The sequence below is a fragment of the Thiocapsa marina 5811 genome (genome assembly GCF_000223985.1).
GTDB lineage: Bacteria > Pseudomonadota > Gammaproteobacteria > Chromatiales > Chromatiaceae > Thiocapsa > Thiocapsa marina.
This window is the reverse complement of the sequence record NZ_AFWV01000001.1, coordinates 193,717-212,094: the sequence shown is the minus strand read 5'-3', so window position 1 is coordinate 212,094 and position 18,378 is coordinate 193,717. Positions and strand designations below refer to the sequence as shown.

Below are 18,378 nucleotides of genomic sequence, written 5' to 3'. Positions count from 1 at the left end.
GGTTCAAGAATTTTAAAATATTGTTTTTCTTATCCTAAACCGCGTCGACTCCGGCGATTCAAGAGTGTTTTAACCTCTCTATCGACTCGACCATCTCCGAGAGCACCGGACGCGGTTTAGCGCGGTTCAGTTTTGGACGCGCGATGCCCGCGTCAACTCGGAGAACCGCACGCCCCGCAACCCCCCGATCTCCAAACTCAGCCGCTCGATCTCGACCGGCATGCCGCGAATGATGATGGTCTCCAGACAGTTGTGATGGTCCATGTGCACGTGCGTCGTTGCGACGACGTGGATGTACTGGCGATGCTGAATGTCCAGGATGTGCTGGGTGAGCTCGCGCTGATGATGGTCGTAGACGATGGTGAGCACACCCGCGACCTCCACGTCGCCGCGCTCCCAGGTTTCCTCGACGATCCGCTCGCGGATCAGGTCGCGCACCAGCTCGGAGCGCGAGGCGTAGCCCTTCTTGACGACGCGTCGATCAAGCTCGTCCAGCAACGGGCGGGGCAGGGAGACGCTGAAACGGATGGTTTCCTCGCGAACGCTTTCCTCGACAGAAGACATGTCGGGCCTCTTAAACCGCGCCGAGCGCGGTATGCGATGTTTCCGGATGGGATCGGCCCGGCGGATTTGACGGCCGCTGGAGACGCCGCGGTTTAAACCGCGCCCAGTGCGGTATGCGATGTTATTGGATGGGATCGGCCCCGGCGGACTTCACGGCCGCTGGAGCCGGCGCGGTTTAAGACATTAAATGTATTCTATTATTTTAAACCGCGTCCTCGCTGAGGATCGTGGATACACCAAGCGTCGAGCTCACTCGAAAGTGAACATCTCGCTCTGGACGCGGTTTAGAAGTCATCGAAGCCGTCGAAGTCACCCATATCGCCGTCGTCCATCATCTTGGGGTCGAAATCCGAATCCAGCCCCGGATCTTCGACAGGTTCCTCGGCCGCCTGGGCCTCCTCGGCGGCGAAGAGGCCGGTCAGCACGTTGGCCATCATGACACCGCCTGCAACCGCAACCGCGGTTTGCAGTGCCGATCCCAGGAAACCGCCGCCCGCCCGGTGGGCTTGACCGGGTTGCATGCCGCCGAGGCCCATGCCGCTCGGCGCAACCGCACGGCCCAAGGCTCCGCCGGCCGGAGCGCCCGGGGCGCCCGCACGGGAGCTCGGTGCCCCGAAAAGGCTGTCGAGGAAGCCGCCGCCGGCCGGCCGGCTCGCGAGCTCCTGCTCGAGATCCTGGACCCGTTGGCCGAGCGTCTCGATGGCTCGCTCCTGGACCAGAATCGCTTGGGCCATGTAATAGGGTGCTGCGGGCTGATGCTCGAGCGCCGCGGCGATCTGCTGTTCCGCGGCCGGATCGCGTGGTCCGGTTTGATGCTCGGCCTGTCGCAGCTTGCCGAACAGGTCGTCGATGATCCGCTGCTCGTTCAGTCTCTGTTCGTTTTGGCTCGTGTTGCTTTGGTCCATGGCTCGCCTCCGAAGGGTGAATCAGCTCGCATTGATCCTCTCGGCAAAGATATCCGGTCGGAGACCGAGACTCCAATAGCGGTGCCCGCCGGATATATGCCGGCAGGACTTACCGACGCCGTCGGCCCCGGGTAGACGCCTGCAAGGCCGAGTGCTACCTTCTCGGGTATTACCGTTTGCACCAAGGTACTACGCGCCTTGGCCTTGTCCGGACATCGATAACAGCTATGCACATCGTCGACGGTGTTCTCGGTGCGCCGGTTTTGATCGGCGCATCCATGCTCGCGGTTGCCGGCGTCGCTCGGGGGTTGAGCGCCCTCGATAGCGAGTCCATCCCGCGCGCCGGCCTTCTGACGGCCGTCTTTTTTGTCGCCTCTTTGATCCATCTGCCGGTCGGTCCGGCGAGCGCCCATCTGATGCTGACCGGACTCATGGGGTTGCTGCTCGGCTGGGCGGCCTTTCCCGCGATCTTGGTCGGGCTGCTTTTACAGGCGGCCTTTTTCGGGTTTGGCGGTTTGACCGTGATCGGAGCCAATACACTGAATCTGGCTCTACCGGCGGTCGTGATCGGTCTGCTCGCGCAGCGGCTTTTGGCGCGCTTGGACGGCTCGCCTCGCTCGGCGACGTTGGTCGTTGCCGGCTTTCTGGTCGGTGCCTTGTCGTTCGGCGTATCCGCGTTGTCGGTGGCCGGAGTACTTGCGCTGAGCGGGAGCGAATTCCTCGTGGCGGCCAAACTGATCCTGATCGTTCAGATCCCGGTGATGCTCGTGGAAGGAGCGCTTACCGCTGCGGCCTTGCGGCTTCTCCTGACCGTGCGTCCCGAGCTGCTCCCGGCGGTTTTACCCGCTCGCCTTCTGCCGGCCGAGCGCTCGACCTTGTAGGGACGACTCTAAACCGCGCCAAGCGCGGTATGCGATGTTTTTGGACGGGATCGGCTCCGGTCGACTTGACGACCGCTGCGGTCGGAGCGGTTAAAAAGATTAGAAAAGAATCACTTTAACCCGCGTCCTCGCTAAGGGCCGCGGATGCGCCAAACGTCGAGCTCACTCGAAACCGAGCATCTCGCTCTGGAGGCGGTTTAGTCACCACGGCCGCAGGTGATCTGCGGGATGCGGTGTGACTTCGATCGCTCCCGCATGCTTGCCCGTCTAAGCCGGCCTCTCCGCGCTTGCGCTCCATGGCCCGGCATGCGCATCCTTGTCGGTGCCATGAACGACGTTGTCTCAAATCCCGTCAAACCGCACTCAGATCCACGGATGGCGCTTGCGCGCGAGCAGGCCGGCCACGTCGTCGTGGCGATCGGCGGTGCTTGGCAGCTCGATGCGGATCTACCGGACCTCGAGCGGCTCGATGCCGATCTGTTCTCCGAGCAAGAACTGACGTCGATTGCTTTCGAGACTTCCGACCTGGTTGCTTGGGACTCCGGTCTCGTGAGCTACCTCGCCTCACTGGCCTGGCGGTGTCGGGAGCGCGGCATCGAGGTGCGGGAGGAGGGGCTGCCCGAGGGGGTTCAGGCCCTGCTGCGTCTGGCCTCGACGGTGCCGGAGCGTCGTGCCGAGGGTCGCAACGAGCATGCCGACCCCTTTCTGCGGCGTTTCGGTCAGGACTTCATCGATCTGGCGCGCTCCACCGGCGAGATCCTGGCGTTTGTCGGGGAGGTGACCCTCGCGGTGCGCTCGATGGTGGCCGGGCGAGCCCGCTTTCGGCGCTCGGAGCTCTGGCTACTGATCGAGGAGGTGGGCGCCGATGCCTTGCCGATCATCAGTCTCATCAGCTTTCTGGTCGGACTCATCCTGGGCTATATCGGTGATCAGCAGTTGGCCCAATTCGGCGCACGGATCTTCGTCGCCGACCTCGTCGGGCTCGCCATCGTCATTCAGATGGGCGCGCTGATCACCGCGATCGTGCTCGCCGGGCGAACCGGAGCGGCCTTTGCGGCTCAGCTGGGGACCATGCAGGTGAACGAAGAGATCGACGCCCTGCGCACCTTGGGGATCTCGCCCGTCGAGTTTTTGGTCTTGCCGCGACTGATCGCGCTGGTCGCGATGACGCCCTTGTTGGCCATCTACGCGAACCTCACGGGGATCCTCGGCGGGGCCTTTGCCGGCACCGTGGTCGGTGGTTTGAATCCGGCCGAGTATTTTACCGAGACGGTCGCGGCGATCGGCTGGAACCACATCACTCAGGGGTTGATCAGCGCGACCGTCTTCGGCGCCATCGTCGCCGTCTCCGGATGCCTGCGCGGCATGCAGAGCGGGCGCAGCGCTGCGGCCGTCGGGGAGGCGACGACATCGGCGGTGGTGACCTCGATCGTCTTCATCGTGATTGCATCGGCGGTTCTCACGATCGTCTTCGATGCGGTCGGCCTGTCGTAAGCGGCGGATTCGACGATGCCGACCCGAGTCGCGGGAGATACAAGCCGCCGGACGTCCAGGGATCCGTCCAGCGATTCTCCAGCTGCTCCGTCTTCCGATCGGCGGCCTGACCGGGCTCCCGATCAGCCAGGCCACTCCGCGGAGGATCGACATATCCTTGTGGATGGCGTGTCGGTGGGCTACGGCGACACGGTGATTCAGCGCGATTTGAGCTTTGCAATCCGCCGCGGCGACATCTTCGTCATCATGGGCGGCAGCGGCAGCGGCAAGAGTACGCTCATGCGCAGCCTGATCGGACTCCTTGCGCCGCAAGCCGGGAAGATTCTGTTCGACGGGGAGAGCTTTTGGGATGCGCCCCAGCGTGCGCGGATCCGAAGGATGCGTCGCAACGGAGTGATGTATCAGAGCGGTGCCCTGTGGAGCTCCATGACGCTCGAAGAGAACGTGGCCTTGCCGCTCGAGCAATACACGCGGCTTCGACCGAGCCAGATCCACGATGTTGCGGTCTACAAGCTCGCCCTCGTCGGCCTCTCGGCTTATTGCGACTTCTATCCTTCCGAGATCAGCGGCGGCATGCGCAAACGGGTCGGCGTCGCCCGTGCCATGGCGCTGGATCCGGACATCCTTTTCTTCGACGAGCCGTCGGCGGGTCTCGACCCCTTGAGTGCACGTCTGCTCGATGACCTGATCCTAGAGCTGCGCGAGAGCCTGGGTACGACGATGGTCGTCGTGACCCATGACCTGGCGAGCATCTTCGCCATTGCGGACGACTCGGTGTTCCTCGACGCCGCCACGCAGACCATGCTCACGACGGGCAATCCCCGCGAGCTGCGCGAGCACAGCGAGATCCAGATCGTTCGCGATTTCTTGAGCCGGGGAGAGACATGAGCAAGCAGGCCAATCCAACCGTGATCGGCGGCTTCGTGCTCGGGGCCTTGGCCCTGGTCGTCATCGCGATCCTGGTGTTCGGCAGCGGTGCGCTTTTTCGCGCGCAGGTTCCCATGGTCACCTATTTTCCCGGTTCGGTGCAGGGGTTGAATGTCGGCGCCGGGGTCCAGTTCGAGGGTGTGACGGTCGGGCGGGTGACCGGGATCGAGCTGAGCTTCTCGCCGGATACCGGCACCTTCAGCGTGCCTGTGACCTACGAGGTCTGGCCGGACAGCGTGAGCATCCTCGGTTCGGCCTCCGAGGATTCGCCGGAGGAGATCCTCCGCGGTTTGGTCAAGGAGCGCGGTTTGCATGCGCGCCTGGAGTCGCTGAGCTTCGTCACCGGGCAATACGTGGTTGCGCTCCAGTTGATTCCCGGGCGCCCTTTGCGGTTGCTGAAGGATCCCGACGATGCGGTGGAGGTGCCCTCGATCGAGGCGACGCGCGATCGGATGTCGGAAATGCTCGACAATCTACGGCTCGACGATCTCGTCAACGAGGCGTCGCTGACACTTGCGTCGATCCGGCAATTGATCGGTTCCGGGGAAGTGCTGCGTTTGCTAGAGACCTTGAACGGGACTCTCGAGTCGGCTCGGGTGTTGATCGAAGATGTCGATCGGGAGGTACCGCCGCTTGCACGGCGCCTGGATTCGACCCTGGAGGATTACGGCGCGTTGGCGCGAGCGGTGCAATCCGGCATTGTCCCGGTCGCGGAAAACCTCGAGGCGGTTTCCGCGTCGCTGGCTGTCTTGGTGCGCCGGGTCGACGAGCAGGTGATCCCGCTGTCGGGAGCGACCCGGGCTGCGCTCGGCGAGGTGGAAGCCGCCATGCGTTCGCTGGGCGCCTTGGCCGGGGATGCGTCCGGAACACGGATTCGGTTCGACCGCTTCCTCGCCGAGGCATCGGCGGCGGCTCGATCCCTTCGGGATCTTGCCGATTATTTGGAGCGGCATCCGGAAGCGCTGTTGCAGGGTAAGCGATGATCCTTGATCCGGCAGTCGGCCGCTGCGTGCGTCGTGACAAGATCTCGCCGGCCCCGACGACCCTGTTCCTCCGGCGTTTCAGGTCGGTAGAGCATTGATGTCGGGGTCTTTTTTTGTCGGCGCCGGAAACAAACAGGCCCGAGACGCAAGCGTCCCGGGCCTGATTTGCCGAGGCCGATCTCGACTAGAAGTCGAGGAAGCTCACGGTCTGAGTCGAGTCGGCGGCAACCGCCTGCACTTCGACAACCGGCTCTTTCGATTCTTCGTTTGCGAGACGCTCGGGCTCAGGCAGGACCATCGTGGTTTGGACTCCGCCTACGAGCAACGCGACTGCTGCAAGAACACCTAAGGCACCCATGGTACATCTCCGATTTCGAGTGGTTGCTGGTATGGGGATCATTATATAAGCAGATTCTAAATTAGCAAGCCCTTATTTTGATCATCCTCGTCCGATGTCTTCCGGTACCGGAGCCGCGTGTCTCCCTGCTTGGGGTGGTGCTTCGACGTGATCGCTAATATTAGCGAATATTGATCAAGATCAATCCTCTACATTGGATTCCGTCCTAATCTTGACGTCGCGTCGGAGCGATATCCTGTTCACGGCGTGCTCACCAGGTCTATCGAGAGGGGACAAACGTGATGACGAGGACAAAACGGCTTGGGCTTGCTGCGGCGGTCGCCGCTATCACTGCGTTCGGCTCCATGTCTGCGAACGCCTTTTGGGGTTCCGGCCCCTTCGGGATGTTCCCCGGCGGTTGGGGCGGACCCTGGAATTCGCCTTGGTACGGACCCTACGGCGGCTATCCCTATGGCGGCTATGGCTATCCCTATGGTGGCTACGGTGTGCCTTACGGCTGGGGTGCGCCTCTCTACGGCTACCCCGCTTACGGCTATCCGGCCTATAGCTATCCGGCCTACAGCTATCCGACAACGCCTTCGAGCACCGACTCGAGCAAGTGACTCTCCGCGTCTCGATGCCGCCCGGCATCGAGGCGCGAACCACCGCATTCGCTGCCGCCAGGTGCGATCGGGCCTTCAGTGCCGACGTTGTCGCGCCTCCAATCGCAAGACCAGCTCCCGGAGATCGATCGGTCCGTGCCCCGGTGATCGTCGCTCGCCTTCCGTGTGCTGCGGCTTCGTCGGTGCACGGGTCGCCGCCTGCGGTCTGCTGCCTGCTATCATCCGCTTCGGCTCTGGCTCGCGTGTGCGAGCGAGTCCTGTCAGCGATCTGAGCGGAGAAGCGATATGCGAGTACTCGTCGGTGATATCGGGGGCACCAAGACCGCATTGGGTCTTGCGAAGACGCATCGAGACCGCGTCGATCTCGAGGAGACGAGGCAGTATCCGAGTGCGGATTTCGACTCGCTCGACGGGATCGTCCGGCGCTATCTCGAGGAGACCGGAACGACGTGTCGTTTTGCCGCCTTCGCGATTGCCGGGCCGGTGCGGGACCGGCGCAGTCGGGCGACCAATCTACCTTGGGAGCTGGACGCCGATGCCATGGAACAGGCGCTCGGTTTTGCCGGCGTTGCCTTACTGAATGATCTGGAGGCGACGGCTTGGGGGCTCGCGGTATTGGGGCCCGACGACGTCGCCGAGGTCCATCCGGGGGAGTCGGTACAGGGAAACGCCTGCGTGGTCGCAGCGGGTACCGGGCTCGGCGAAGCCGGGCTCTTTTGGGACGGTCTGCGTCACCATCCCTTCGCGACCGAAGGCGGGCATGCGGACTTCGGGCCCACGGACGAGCGCGAGTGCGCGCTTCACGCATTTTTGAAGCAACGCTTCGGTCGGGTCAGCTGGGAGCGCGTCGTCTCAGGTCTCGGGATCCGAAACCTCTACGACTTTTTGTCCGAATGGCGCGGAATCGAATCCCCGTCCGCTTTGCGCGAGGCCATCGCGAGCGGAGACGCCGCGGCGGCGATCGCCTCGGCCGCTTCCGAGACATCCTGTCCGATCTGCACCGAGACGATGGACCTGTTTTTTCGTCTCTACGGGCGCGAGGCCGGAAACATGGCGCTGAAGCAAATGGCGCTTGGCGGGGTCTACTTGGGTGGAGGCATTGCGCCGAAGAACCTTGACGCCCTGCGCAGCAGCGCCTTTTTGGAGGGCTTTTTCGACAAGGGCCGCTTGGAGCCTCTGATGCGCACGATGCCGGTCCGGGTGATCGTGCAGCCGAGTGCTCCGTTGATGGGGGCGGCTCGGTTTCTGGCGTCGCAGTAGGTGGCTCCGGCCACCAGCCACCAGCCACCAGCCGCCAGCTTCAAAGTCGCAGGAGGCAGGAGGCAGGAGGCTCAACCCCAAATCCAAGAAAGAGGAACCCATGACACAAACGCTCAGCATTACCGGAATGAGCTGCGCCCACTGCGTTCGTGCCGTGACATCGGCGCTGGAGTCCGTCGCCGGCGTCGAGTCTGTCGAGGTGGATCTGGATCTTGCTCGTGCCCGGGTCGAGGGGCACGCCGACGCCGATGCCTTGATCGCGGCCGTCGTGGCCGAGGGTTACGGCGCGGAGCCGGCCCCGCCGGCATAACCCCGAGGCGGGTCCCGATGGGCCTCTCCCTCCGGGGTGAGTCTCGGTACCGACGCTCCATCCATCCGGATGTCGCGGTTATCGCCATCGGGCGCTGCGCTTAAACCCTCGATCACCCCGCTGTCGGTCGAGCGTCGCCTGAATCTTTTGTTCCAGTCCCGTGGATCGGTACGTCCGATCCGCGGCGTCTGTTGTCTGTCGTTTTGTCGGAGGCAGTTGCCATGTCGAGCCGTGAACAGGTCGGCGCATGGATCGAATCGACCCGGATTCAGCGCATCATCATCGTGTTGATTCTCGTCAACGCGGTCACCCTTGGCTTGGAGACCTCGTCGCGCATCATGGCGAGCTATGGCGGTTTCCTGCATCTCCTTGATCGCGTCATCCTGGCCGCGTTCGTCGCGGAGATCCTGCTGAAGCTCTTCGCTCACGGGCTGGGCTTTTTCCGTCGGGGCTGGAACCTGTTCGACTTTACCGTGATCGCGATCGCGTTGATCCCGGCGAGCGGGCCGCTTGCGGTCTTGCGCGCGCTGCGCGTGCTTCGCGTCTTGCGGTTGGTCTCGGTGTCGCCGCGTCTGAGGTTTGTCGTCGAGGCGCTCCTCAAGGCATTGCCGGGCATCGCATCGATCGCTTCTCTGATGCTGCTGCTCTTTTATGTCGCCGCGGTGATTGCGACGGGTCTGTTCGGGACGGGGTTTCCGCAGTGGTTCGGCACACTCGGCCGGTCCATGTACACCCTGTTTCAGATCATGACGTTGGAGAGTTGGTCGATGGGTATCGTGCGCCCGGTGATGGATGTCCATCCTTACGCCTGGCTCTTCTTTATCCCCTTCATCTTGATCGCGACCTTCACGATGCTGAACCTCTTCATCGGCATCATCGTGGACACCATGCAGACCCTGCATGACGATCAGCACGCCGCGGAGCGCGAGCGTATCGAGCAGACGGTCCACAGCGACACCCGTGCTGTCGAGTTGGAGGTGCGGGCCTTGCGCGAGGAGATCGAGGGGCTGCGGCGCGATTTGGCGATGCGCGCCAAGCAGAGTTGACGAGGCTCGGGATGCCGGACCGGATGGGGGCGCGTCGTGCGCGCATCTGTTTTTGGTACTATGATACAAACTGTCGCTTTTGGGATGCGGGTTGTTGTAATTCCTCGACGCATGGCTGCCCTTCTGCGGGGGTGCCGAGTCGTGGATGGGGCCGTACCTTCGGATTCGCCGGTTTCGTCTGATCGTCAAGGGGTTGAGTTTGGATCGAGCCGAAAGACATCGAGGCACCACGCCGAGGGATGCGGCAGCGCCTCCTATGGTGCGCCCGGGCGCATGGGTGCGATTGCTCGCGATCCCTCTGCTCGTTCTGGCGAGCGGGGCGTTCGCCATGAAGCTCGACGTCGAGGTGACCGGCCTGGAGGGGGAGCAGGAGACAAACGTCCTGGCTCTCCTGTCCATCTACCAAGAGCGCGCACAGGAGGATATGACGCCGGCGCGGGCCGAGGCATTGCATCGCCTGGCGCCGGATCAGATCCGCGATGCCTTGGCGCCTTTCGGGCTCTATCAGGTCGAGGTGACGGATCGGCTCGATGCCGCCGTGGATCCGAACGGCACCTGGACGGCTCGGTACGAGGTCGTCCCCGGGCCGCCCGTGAAGATCGGCCGGGTCAACTTTTCGATCACCGGCGAGGGGGCCGATGATCCCGCCTTCCCGAAGACCTTCCCGATGCAGGTCGGCGAGGTGTTCCTGCATCGTACCTACGAGGCGGCCAAGTCCGATCTGCGTGCCCGCGCGTCCTCGGGCGGCTATCTCGACTACAATCTCGCGCAACACCGCGTGCTCATCGACCTGGTCGCCTACGAGGCGATCATCGACTTCGAGCTCGCGACCGGATCTCGTTATTATCTCGGCGAGGTCTCGTTCAAGCAGGATCTCCTGAACGACAAATTCCTGCACAAGTTCGTCAAGTTCGATCCCGGCGTCGTCTACAATCCGGATTTGCTTCTGGCGATGCAGGGTCGGCTGCTGAGCACCGAATACTTCTCCGATGTGGAGATCGTCCCTCGCAAGGATGCCGCAGGCGACGATACCCTGGTTCCGATCGAGGTTGTCGCAACCCGCAACAAGCGCGACAAGTTTCGCGTCGGCGCGGGGTTCTCGACCGATACCGGCCCACGGGTCAGTGCCGATTGGCGGCGTCGCTACGTCAACCAGTGGGGTCACAACTTTCGGACTGAGCTGCAACTCTCGCCGGTGCTCTCCCAATGGAGCTTCGATTATCGGATCCCGATCCAGGATCCGACGCGCGACTACATCATCGTCAAGCCCCAAGTCACCTACTCGGATCTCAACACCCAAAAAGGCTGGTTGTATTCGGTGCAGTTCGCCCACTCGACGCTCACCCCGAGCGGCTGGCGACGCACCGCCGGCGTCGACTACAACTACGAGGACTACGACATCAGCAACATCCAGACCGGGGCCTCCTCGGAGCTGGTTCCCAACATCTCTTGGTCGAAGACCGTGGCCGATGACCCGATCAACACCAAACGGGGATATAGGATTCGTTATTCGCTGCTGGGCGCGGTCGAGGGTCTGGTGTCGAATGCCACTTATTTGAGCGGGGTATTGCAGTTCAAATGGATCCGCGGTTTCGCGGAAAAGTATCGCTTCATCACGCGGGCCGATCTCGGCGTCACACTGGCGGAGGATCTCGACGAGCTGCCGGCGAGCCGTCGCTTCTTCACCGGCGGCGACAACACGATTCGCGGTTGGGGGTTCAACAGTCTGGGACCCACCGAGCCCTTCAACGACGACACGGTCGGCGGACGCTATCTGGGCGTCGGCAGCCTCGAGCTCGAGCGGCAGATCAAAGGTCCATGGAGCGCCGCCGTCTTCACCGATTTCGGAAACGCCTTCGATCCGGACTACGACAACAAATTTCAGCAGAGCGTGGGTTTCGGCGTGCGCTGGGCCTCGCCCATCGGTCAGGTCCGCCTGGATCTGGCCTTGCCCTTCACCCAAAACAACTACGAGATCGGCGACGGCTGGCCCCCGGCACGCCTCGTCTTCGTCATCGGCCCCGACCTATGAGCGAGACCGACACGACCGCAGCAACACCACCCGAGCAGGCCGCGTCGGCCGAGCCCACGGACGTTGCCTCCGGATCCAACCGGCGGCCTAGGCGCATTCGTCCATTGCGCCTGATAGTCGGTCTGCTCGTGTCCTTCACGCTCGTGTTGGTCCTGATGCTGGGGCTGGTGCTCGGCACCCAGACCGGGCTGCGCTTTGCGATCGGTGTGGTGGACGAGTTGGCCCCCGGCGTCCTGAGCGTCGAGCGTGTCGAGGGGCGCATCACGGGTCGGTTGACTCTCGATCGGCTCGCGATCACGGTTGCGGACTTCGAGATGCGTGCCGGCAGCATCGGTTTGAACTGGTCGCCTGTCGCTGCCCTTCGCGGAGATCTGCCGATCCAGGTGCTCCGGATACACGATCTGGATCTGGTGCTGCCGCCGAGTCCCGAAGAGCCTAAACCGCTCGTTCTGCCCGACATTGCCTTGCCGCTTCGCATCGAGCTGCACGAGGCGCAAATCGAGCGGCTGCGTCTCTTCAAGCACGGCGAGGCCGAGCCCTTTTTCGTGATCGAGGATGCAATCCTGTCCGCGAGCCTGCGGGGCAGCGCGCTCGACGTCACGCGCTTGGAAGTGGTGCTGCCGAACCCGCGGCTCGCCGCGCGGGCCTTCGGTCGGGTCGAGCTCAGCGGTGACTATCCGCTGGATCTCGACCTCGATTGGGAGATGACGCAGGCGCCTGCGATCGCCCTGCAGGGTTCGGCGCAGCTCACGGGTGATCTGGCATCCTTGCAGGTCCGACACCGCTTGAGCGGCTCCGCGCAGGCGGACCTCGATGTCCGTGTCGACGACCCGCTCGGCGAGCCGGCGTGGGACGGTCGGCTGGAGATCCTCGGCGTGGATCTACCCGATTTCGGATCGGATCTTCCCGAGGTCACGGTGACCGGCAGTCTTGAGACGCAGGGTGATCTCGACACGGCGTCGGTCAAGGGACAGCTCGATGCCCGTGCCCCGCAACTTCCGGATTTCGGACATCTCGCCGTCGTGCTGGATGTCGGCTGGGCCGACCAGATCCTGAAGATCCGCAGTCTTGCGCTGACCGAGCAGGTCTCCGATGCCCTGCTGAATCTCACCGGTCAGGTCGATACGGGTTCGACGCCCGGTCATTTCGCGCTGTCCGGCGAATGGCAGCGCCTGCGTTGGCCTTTGAGCGGCGATCTGATCGCCGAGTCACCCCGCGGGACGCTCGATGTCTCGGGGGCCTTCGACGCCTTCGTCTATTCGCTGTCGCTGGCCGTGCAGGGCCCGGATGTGCCGCCCGCGACGCTGGATCTCGGCGGCAGCGGTTCTCAAACCGCGGCCCGAATCGACGCGCTCGAGCTGTCCGTGCTTGACGGCGAGCTGCTCGGCAAAGGCGAGGTGACCTGGTCGCCGGACGTGCGTTGGACGCTCGCGCTCGACGGTACGAATCTCGACCCCGTCGCCGTGGTCGAGGGGCTCGAGGACCGCCTGTCGTTTCAATTCGAGACCTCGGGCGGCCTCGACGGTTTCGAGTACGATCTCGCGGCGCGCTCCGTCGGTCCCGGATTGCCGCCGTCGCAGTTGCGCCTGGGCGGCCGAGGCGATGTGCGCCAAACCCGGATCGAAACCCTCGTTCTGGAGACCCTGGACGGACGTATCGAGGGCGGCGCGACGCTCGGCTGGGATCCGCAGGTCACCTGGGAGGCGACCTTGGATGCCTCCGACATCGACCCCGGCAGCTTCGCCGCGCAGTGGGGCGGCAACCTTGCAGCCCGGCTGAGCAGTCGCGGGACGATCGAGCCCTCGGGTCCGGATCTGGTCGCCCGCATCGAGCGATTCGAGGGCCTGCTGCGCGGCTATCCCGTGCTCGCGTCCGGAACCGTCACGATGGTCGGCGAGACCATCCGGATCGAGGGCCTGGACGCCGCCTCCGGCCCGAGCTCGCTGAACCTGCAAGGACTGATCGACGAGACCTTGGACCTTGTCTTCAGTCTCGAGTCGCAGAACCTCGCGAGTGTGATGCCGGAGGCCGCCGGCAGCCTCACGGCCCGCGGCAAGGTCTCCGGGCCGCGCGCCTCGCCGCGCGTTCTGCTCGATCTCTCCGCGCGCGACGCCGAGTGGTCGGGCCAAGGGATCGCCGAGCTGTCGGGACGCCTGGACCTGGGTCTCTCCACGGAGGATCCCTTCGACATCCGTTTGGACGGGAGCCGCCTCGTCCTCGGCGACATGATCTGGGATACCTTGACGGTGCGCGGTGCGGGCAGGATTCCGGATCACCGACTCGAGCTGGCCCTGAAGGGCGAGCCCCTGTCGGTGATCCTCGAAGCCGCGGGCGGTCTGGATTCGGCCGGCGCCTATGCCGGGCGAATCGCGCGCCTGGATGTCGATGCCGCATCCTTCGGCGACTGGGCATTGCAGCGACCGAGTCCGATCGCCGTGGACGGTTCGAAGCTCGCCTTCGGGCCGTTTTGTATCCGAGGTCCGGCCGATTCCGGCGGTTGCCTGGAGCTCAAACGCGACGCGAACGAACGGGCGATCGCCAGTCTGGACTTGAGCTTGGCCGATTTCGCGCTCCTCGCCCCGGTGTTGCCCGAGACGCTTGACCTGAGCGGCAACGCACGCGTGCGCGGGCAATTCGAGACCGCCGGCTCGGTGCTGAAGGGCACTGCAAGCGTCGAGATCCCGCAGGGGTCGCTGCGTGTGCTGATGGGCGGAGGCCGGGACGAGACCCTGGATTTTTCGGGTACTCGGCTCGCGGTCGATGCCGGCGCGAAGTCCCTCTCCGCGCGTCTCGGGATCCCGCTGGAGGGACTCGGGCGCGTCGACGGAACGCTCGATCTTGCCGGTTGGCGGCTCGACGACCCCGGTCGGAAAAGCCAGCCCCTCGCCGGTACCCTGCGGGCCGATCTCCAAGGGCTCGATCGGATCCCCAATCTGGTTCCGGAGATCGGCCAGATGAAGGGCGGGCTCGGCGTGGATCTCGGGGTGCGCGGTACCCTCGGCGCACCGGCGTTGCGCGGCGAGGCGCAGATTCGGGATGTGGCCTTCAGCGTTCCGCTCGTCGGGCTACGGGTCGCGGATCTCAACCTCACGGCCAGCGCACCGACCGGCGAGCGTTTGGACCTGCAGGGTCAGGCGGACATCGGAGGCGGTCGATTGGAGTTGACCGGCGACGCCCGTCTCGGCGGGGGCGGCTTCGCCGCACAGGCACGGGTATTCGGGACAGGTCTCAAGGTCGCGGACACGACGGAATATTTCGCGCTGTTGTCGCCCGACCTGAATGTCGAGGCCAACTCGAAGGGTGCGCGTCTGAGCGGCGAGATCACGATCCCCGAGGCCCGTATCCGGCCTCGCGCCATTCCGGCCGGAACGCAGACGCAGTCGAGCGACGTGGTCTTGGCGGATAGCTCCGAGGAGGCGGCTTTACCGCTGACCATCGATCTGCGCGTGAAGCTGGGGGATGCCGTGACCGTCGATGCCTTCGGTCTGCGCGGACGCCTCGCCGGGGACCTGGCGGTCTCCCAGGCGCCCGGCCGCGACATGCTGGGCAACGGCCAATTGCAGATCATCGATGGCCAGTATCGGTTGACGACCGGTCTCGGCTTGTCCGCCGAGATCGGTGCTCCGCTCAATATCTCCCAGGGACGCGTGATCTATGCGCGCAGCCCGATCGACAATCCCGGGCTCGTGATCCAGGCCGAGCGTGACGGGGGATCGACCGTCGCGGGCATCCGCGTCCTGGGAACCCTGCGTGAGCCGAAGCTGACCTTCTTTTCCGGGACCGACCCCGGGATGACCCAAGCGCAGATCACCAAGTTTCTCCTGACCGGCATCGCCCCGGGCGGGAACGGCGAGAGCAATACCGGGCTTGCCGTCGGGACCTACATCGCACCCAAAATCTTTTTGGAATACGAGACCGGCCTGGGCGACCAGGCGAACAGCGTTCGACTGCGCTACGACCTGACCGAGCACGTCGAGATTCAAACCGAAACCGGGGGGAATCAGGGCGCCGACATCTTTTACAGCTTCGAGCGATGAGCCTCGCGCATCCAAGGTTTTGGCCGAGTTGGCTCGTCGTCGGCTTGATCTACGGGCTCGGTCGCTTGCCGTTCCCTCTGATCTGGTTGATCGGAACCGGGTTCGGGCGCTTGAGCTATCTGCTCGCCGGCACCAGACGTCTGATCGGTCGGCGTAATCTCGAGATCTGCCTCCCGCACGCGAGCGCACGCGAGCGCGAGCGCATCTTGCGGGCTCATTTCGGGTGGTTGGGCGTCGCGGCCTTTTGTCAGGGCGTGAGCTGGGGGGCCTCGCGCGAGCGGCTCGCGCGGCTGGTGAAGATCCGCAACCGCGAGTCGATCGACCGCTGCATCGCCGAGGGTCGTCCGGTGATCGTCCTCGTTCCCCATTTTGTCGGTCTCGAGCTCGGCGGGGCGGCCTTCACGGCGCTGGTTCACTCGGGCGTCTACATGTATCAAAGGATCCGAAACCCGGTCGTCGACCGGCAGGTGCGGCGCGCGCGTCAGCAATACGGCAGCGTCTCCATCGAGCGCCACGACGACCTGCGTGGGCTGGTGCGCGAGATGAAGAAGGGCACGCCCTTCTTCTATCTGCCCGATCAAGACGGCGGACGGCGCGGTCTCTTCGTGCCCTTCTGCGGGATCGCGGCCTCGACCGTGCCCATGCTCGGGCGTTTCGCGTCCATGACCGGCGCGGCCGTCATTCCGACCTTCGCTCGATTTCTGCCGTGGGGACGCGGCCTGGAGCTGATCTTCGATCCGGCACTGGAGGACTTTCCGAGCGGAGATCGCACCGCGGACACGGCCCGGATGAACCGGGTCATCGAGGCGCGTGTTCACACCATGCCCGAGCAGTATTTCTGGGTTCACCGACGCTTCAAGACCCGCCCGCCCGGCGCGGCCCCCATCTATCCTCCGAAGCGGCGCCGGCGTTGATCCTCCGCGCGTTTCGCCTGCTCGGTTTCCGATTCGGAGTGCACTGTGACGCGACCCGAAGCGATGGATGAGGGCAAGGCGCTGCGTCTCGGCCGCGTGCGCGATTGGCTGATCGGCGCGGCGCTTTTGATCGCGTTGGTCGCCGCAGTGCACTGGACGGTCGGGTGGGGACCGCTGCTCTCGCCCTGGCGCACGCTCTCGGCGCCGCTCTTGGGTGCCCTGTTTGCGCTGACCGCCCTGAGTTATGCCCTGCGCGCGGTGCGCGTCTACGACTATTTCAGGCCGCGGTTCAGGGGGTGTTTCCTGACCGTGCTGCGTCTGAGCGTGCTGCACAACACGGCCAACAACCTCTTGCCGATGCGTGCAGGGGAGATGGTGTTTCCTTGGTTGATGCGGCGCTATTTCGGGCACGGGTTTCTCGATGCCGCGGCGTCCTTGCTCTGGATCCGCCTCTTGGATCTACACTTTCTGGCCCTGATCGGCCTGTTCATCCTCGATCTGCGCGACCCCGCGCCGATCTGGTGGTGGTCGGCGTTGGCCTGGCTCGGCGGCCTCGCACTCATCCTGCCGCTGCGGCGTCGGGCCATCGGGGCGACGCTCGCGGGACGGGAGGGCATCACGGCAAAACCGCTCCGGTTCATCCGGCGCTTGGTGATCGCCGCACCGGCCGACGCAGGGATCATCGCCCGCGTCTATCTCTGGACTGCACTGACCTGGACGCTGAAGATCACGGCCTTTGCCGTGCTGCTCGAGCACTTCCTGCCGGTCGCCTTCTGGCGTGTGCTCACGGGCGTCATGGGGGCGGAGTTGTCGAGCGTGCTGCCCTTTCACGGGATCGCCGGCAGCGGGAGCTACGAGCTCGCGGTCGTGGCAGCGCTGATGCCCTTGGGCGTGGATCCCGGGCTCGCCTTGTCCGGTGCGGTCAACCTCCACCTGTTTCTTCTCGGCTCGACCCTGATCCTCGGCGCTCTGGCCTTTCTGTTGCCGAGGACCTCGGTCTGCGGGGGGCGTCCCGAACAACCGGTGTCTTCGGGTGGTTGATCCGGTCGATCGCACGCGCGTTTGTGCGGTCGAACCGGCAAGACCCATAACGACCCTCAAGATTGAATCGTCCCCTGTTGCAGTGCACAATAACGATCCAATATCAGCCTAGGCTCCGAGTCCGGCCTTACGAACGGCATCAGCCTGGCGCCGGCGCGGAGGCCTGGCGTCCGGCCGCGGCAAGGCCCCGGGGCGATCCGGATGCCGAGCGTGGTCGGGTCGTGGTTCTCCCGCATGCCGATCACGCAGCACCAAAGGTTTAAGCAGCACCTAAAGGTTCAAGCACGCATCACCAAAGGTTCAAGAATGCAAACAACAAGACCCGTCTTCCTGGAGCTGTGGCGAATCAAGCTCCCGATCCCCGCCGTCGTCTCCATCCTGCATCGCATCAGCGGGGTGCTGATGGTGCTGACCATTCCGGTCGCCGCGATCCTCTTTCATACGGCGCTCTCGGGTCCCGACGGATTCGCCGCCGTGGCGAGCATCATGGGAAGCTGGCCGGTAAAGATCGTCCTTTTGGTCTTGGCCTGGAGTCTGCTGCACCACCTCTTTGCAGGGATTCGCTATCTATTTCTCGATCTGGGGATCGGGCTTGATCGACCGGCGGCTCGACGTAGCTCCTGGATGGCGCTGCTCGCGGCGATTGCCGTGCTGCTGATCGGCGGAGGGCTGACGTTATGAGCCGACAAGCATCCGGCCTCATGGCCTGGGTCATTCAACGCGCGACGGCGGTCTATCTGGCGATCTTCCTCGCCTATTTGCTGATCCACTTCGCCTTCAATGCGCCGGCCGACCATGCCGCACTGACCGTTTGGGTTGCACATCCGCTGGTCGCGCTGGGTCTGCTGCTGTTCGTGCCGCTCCTGCTCGCGCACGCCTGGGTCGGCATCCGCGACGTTCTGATCGACTACGTCCATGCCCTCGGGCTTCGAATCGGTCTGCTGACGTTGTTCGCGTTCGTCTTCGTCGCCTCGGGCCTCTGGGCCTTCAAGGCCATCATCACCGCCGGTCTGCAGGGGTAATT

At 64.3% G+C, this 18,378-nt stretch carries 16 protein-coding genes; 14 read left to right on the top strand and 2 right to left on the bottom strand.

The genetic code is table 11. The features are described 5' to 3' along the window. Nucleotides 1-126: 126 nt before the first annotated feature. Complete coding sequence (gene nikR, locus THIMADRAFT_RS00935) at nt 127-564, bottom strand: nickel-responsive transcriptional regulator NikR (protein WP_007191068.1); 438 nt, start codon at nt 562-564, stop codon at nt 127-129. Nucleotides 565-848: 284 nt separating this feature from the next. Then, nucleotides 849-1,469 (bottom strand): DUF2076 domain-containing protein, encoded by a 621-nt coding sequence (locus tag THIMADRAFT_RS00930; protein WP_007191067.1) that lies wholly within the window; start codon nt 1,467-1,469, stop codon nt 849-851. Between the two features lie 227 nt (nt 1,470-1,696). On the opposite strand from THIMADRAFT_RS00930, the gene cbiM reads away from it, so the two are divergent. The 14 genes from cbiM (at nt 1,697) to sdhD (ending at nt 18,376) form a co-directional block, all read left to right on the top strand. Next, nucleotides 1,697-2,350 carry a cobalt transporter CbiM gene (gene cbiM, locus THIMADRAFT_RS00925; protein ID WP_007191066.1) on the top strand — a complete coding sequence of 218 codons (654 nt, stop codon included), beginning with the start codon at nt 1,697-1,699 and terminating at the stop codon, nt 2,348-2,350. 375 nt (nt 2,351-2,725) lie between these two features. Then, complete coding sequence (locus tag THIMADRAFT_RS00920) at nt 2,726-3,844, top strand: MlaE family ABC transporter permease (RefSeq protein ID WP_007191065.1); 1,119 nt, start codon at nt 2,726-2,728, stop codon at nt 3,842-3,844. A gap of 159 nt (nt 3,845-4,003) precedes the next feature. Next, nucleotides 4,004-4,732, top strand: coding sequence for an ABC transporter ATP-binding protein (locus THIMADRAFT_RS00915; RefSeq protein WP_407635139.1), 729 nt, complete (start codon nt 4,004-4,006; stop codon nt 4,730-4,732). Next, the gene (locus tag THIMADRAFT_RS00910) at nt 4,729-5,754 is read left to right on the top strand and encodes an MlaD family protein (protein WP_007191063.1); all 1,026 of its coding nucleotides are present in this window, start codon (nt 4,729-4,731) and stop codon (nt 5,752-5,754) included. The genes THIMADRAFT_RS00915 and THIMADRAFT_RS00910 overlap by 4 nt, the downstream gene beginning before the upstream one ends. Before the next feature lie 639 nt (nt 5,755-6,393). Beyond that, nucleotides 6,394-6,714, top strand: a complete 321-nt coding sequence (locus THIMADRAFT_RS00905; protein WP_007191061.1) for a hypothetical protein — start codon at nt 6,394-6,396, stop codon at nt 6,712-6,714. Between the two features lie 285 nt (nt 6,715-6,999). Continuing rightward, nucleotides 7,000-7,974, top strand: a complete 975-nt coding sequence (glk, locus tag THIMADRAFT_RS00900; protein WP_007191060.1) for a glucokinase — start codon at nt 7,000-7,002, stop codon at nt 7,972-7,974. Nucleotides 7,975-8,074: 100 nt separating this feature from the next. Then, nucleotides 8,075-8,284 carry a CopZ family metallochaperone gene (locus THIMADRAFT_RS00895; RefSeq protein ID WP_007191059.1) on the top strand — a complete coding sequence of 70 codons (210 nt, stop codon included), beginning with the start codon at nt 8,075-8,077 and terminating at the stop codon, nt 8,282-8,284. Between the two features lie 221 nt (nt 8,285-8,505). Next, on the top strand, nt 8,506-9,330 hold the full coding sequence (locus THIMADRAFT_RS00890; RefSeq protein ID WP_007191058.1) for an ion transporter: 825 nt from the start codon (nt 8,506-8,508) through the stop codon (nt 9,328-9,330). A 328-nt stretch (nt 9,331-9,658) separates the two neighbouring features. After that, a complete protein-coding gene (locus tag THIMADRAFT_RS00885) occupies nt 9,659-11,362 on the top strand; it encodes an autotransporter assembly complex protein TamA (protein ID WP_233490111.1) in 1,704 nt (567 codons plus the stop codon). Continuing rightward, nucleotides 11,359-15,399 carry a translocation/assembly module TamB domain-containing protein gene (locus THIMADRAFT_RS00880; protein WP_007191056.1) on the top strand — a complete coding sequence of 1,347 codons (4,041 nt, stop codon included), beginning with the start codon at nt 11,359-11,361 and terminating at the stop codon, nt 15,397-15,399. Before THIMADRAFT_RS00885 ends, THIMADRAFT_RS00880 begins: the two co-directional genes overlap by 4 nt. Continuing rightward, complete coding sequence (locus THIMADRAFT_RS00875; protein ID WP_007191055.1) at nt 15,396-16,313, top strand: lysophospholipid acyltransferase family protein; 918 nt, start codon at nt 15,396-15,398, stop codon at nt 16,311-16,313. The genes THIMADRAFT_RS00880 and THIMADRAFT_RS00875 overlap by 4 nt, the downstream gene beginning before the upstream one ends. Before the next feature lie 45 nt (nt 16,314-16,358). Beyond that, a complete protein-coding gene (locus tag THIMADRAFT_RS00870) occupies nt 16,359-17,354 on the top strand; it encodes a lysylphosphatidylglycerol synthase transmembrane domain-containing protein (protein WP_007191054.1) in 996 nt (331 codons plus the stop codon). A gap of 306 nt (nt 17,355-17,660) precedes the next feature. Next, a complete protein-coding gene (sdhC, locus tag THIMADRAFT_RS00865; protein ID WP_007191053.1) occupies nt 17,661-18,035 on the top strand; it encodes a succinate dehydrogenase, cytochrome b556 subunit in 375 nt (124 codons plus the stop codon). After that, nucleotides 18,032-18,376: a succinate dehydrogenase, hydrophobic membrane anchor protein gene (gene sdhD / locus THIMADRAFT_RS00860; RefSeq protein ID WP_007191052.1), complete on the top strand. Its 345-nt coding sequence runs from the start codon at nt 18,032-18,034 to the stop codon at nt 18,374-18,376. The genes sdhC and sdhD overlap by 4 nt, the downstream gene beginning before the upstream one ends. The last annotated feature ends 2 nt before the right edge of the window (nt 18,377-18,378 follow it).

Coding starts and splice junctions, on each gene's coding strand:
- nikR (WP_007191068.1), bottom strand. CDS start 564: ATGTCTTCTGTCGAGGAAAGCGTTCGCGAGGAAACCATCCGTTTCAGC.
- THIMADRAFT_RS00930 (WP_007191067.1), bottom strand. CDS start 1,469: ATGGACCAAAGCAACACGAGCCAAAACGAACAGAGACTGAACGAGCAG.
- cbiM (WP_007191066.1), top strand. CDS start 1,697: ATGCACATCGTCGACGGTGTTCTCGGTGCGCCGGTTTTGATCGGCGCA.
- THIMADRAFT_RS00920 (WP_007191065.1), top strand. CDS start 2,726: ATGGCGCTTGCGCGCGAGCAGGCCGGCCACGTCGTCGTGGCGATCGGC.
- THIMADRAFT_RS00910 (WP_007191063.1), top strand. CDS start 4,729: ATGAGCAAGCAGGCCAATCCAACCGTGATCGGCGGCTTCGTGCTCGGG.
- THIMADRAFT_RS00905 (WP_007191061.1), top strand. CDS start 6,394: ATGACGAGGACAAAACGGCTTGGGCTTGCTGCGGCGGTCGCCGCTATC.
- glk (WP_007191060.1), top strand. CDS start 7,000: ATGCGAGTACTCGTCGGTGATATCGGGGGCACCAAGACCGCATTGGGT.
- THIMADRAFT_RS00895 (WP_007191059.1), top strand. CDS start 8,075: ATGACACAAACGCTCAGCATTACCGGAATGAGCTGCGCCCACTGCGTT.
- THIMADRAFT_RS00890 (WP_007191058.1), top strand. CDS start 8,506: ATGTCGAGCCGTGAACAGGTCGGCGCATGGATCGAATCGACCCGGATT.
- THIMADRAFT_RS00885 (WP_233490111.1), top strand. CDS start 9,659: ATGAAGCTCGACGTCGAGGTGACCGGCCTGGAGGGGGAGCAGGAGACA.
- THIMADRAFT_RS00880 (WP_007191056.1), top strand. CDS start 11,359: ATGAGCGAGACCGACACGACCGCAGCAACACCACCCGAGCAGGCCGCG.
- THIMADRAFT_RS00875 (WP_007191055.1), top strand. CDS start 15,396: ATGAGCCTCGCGCATCCAAGGTTTTGGCCGAGTTGGCTCGTCGTCGGC.
- sdhC (WP_007191053.1), top strand. CDS start 17,661: ATGCAAACAACAAGACCCGTCTTCCTGGAGCTGTGGCGAATCAAGCTC.
- sdhD (WP_007191052.1), top strand. CDS start 18,032: ATGAGCCGACAAGCATCCGGCCTCATGGCCTGGGTCATTCAACGCGCG.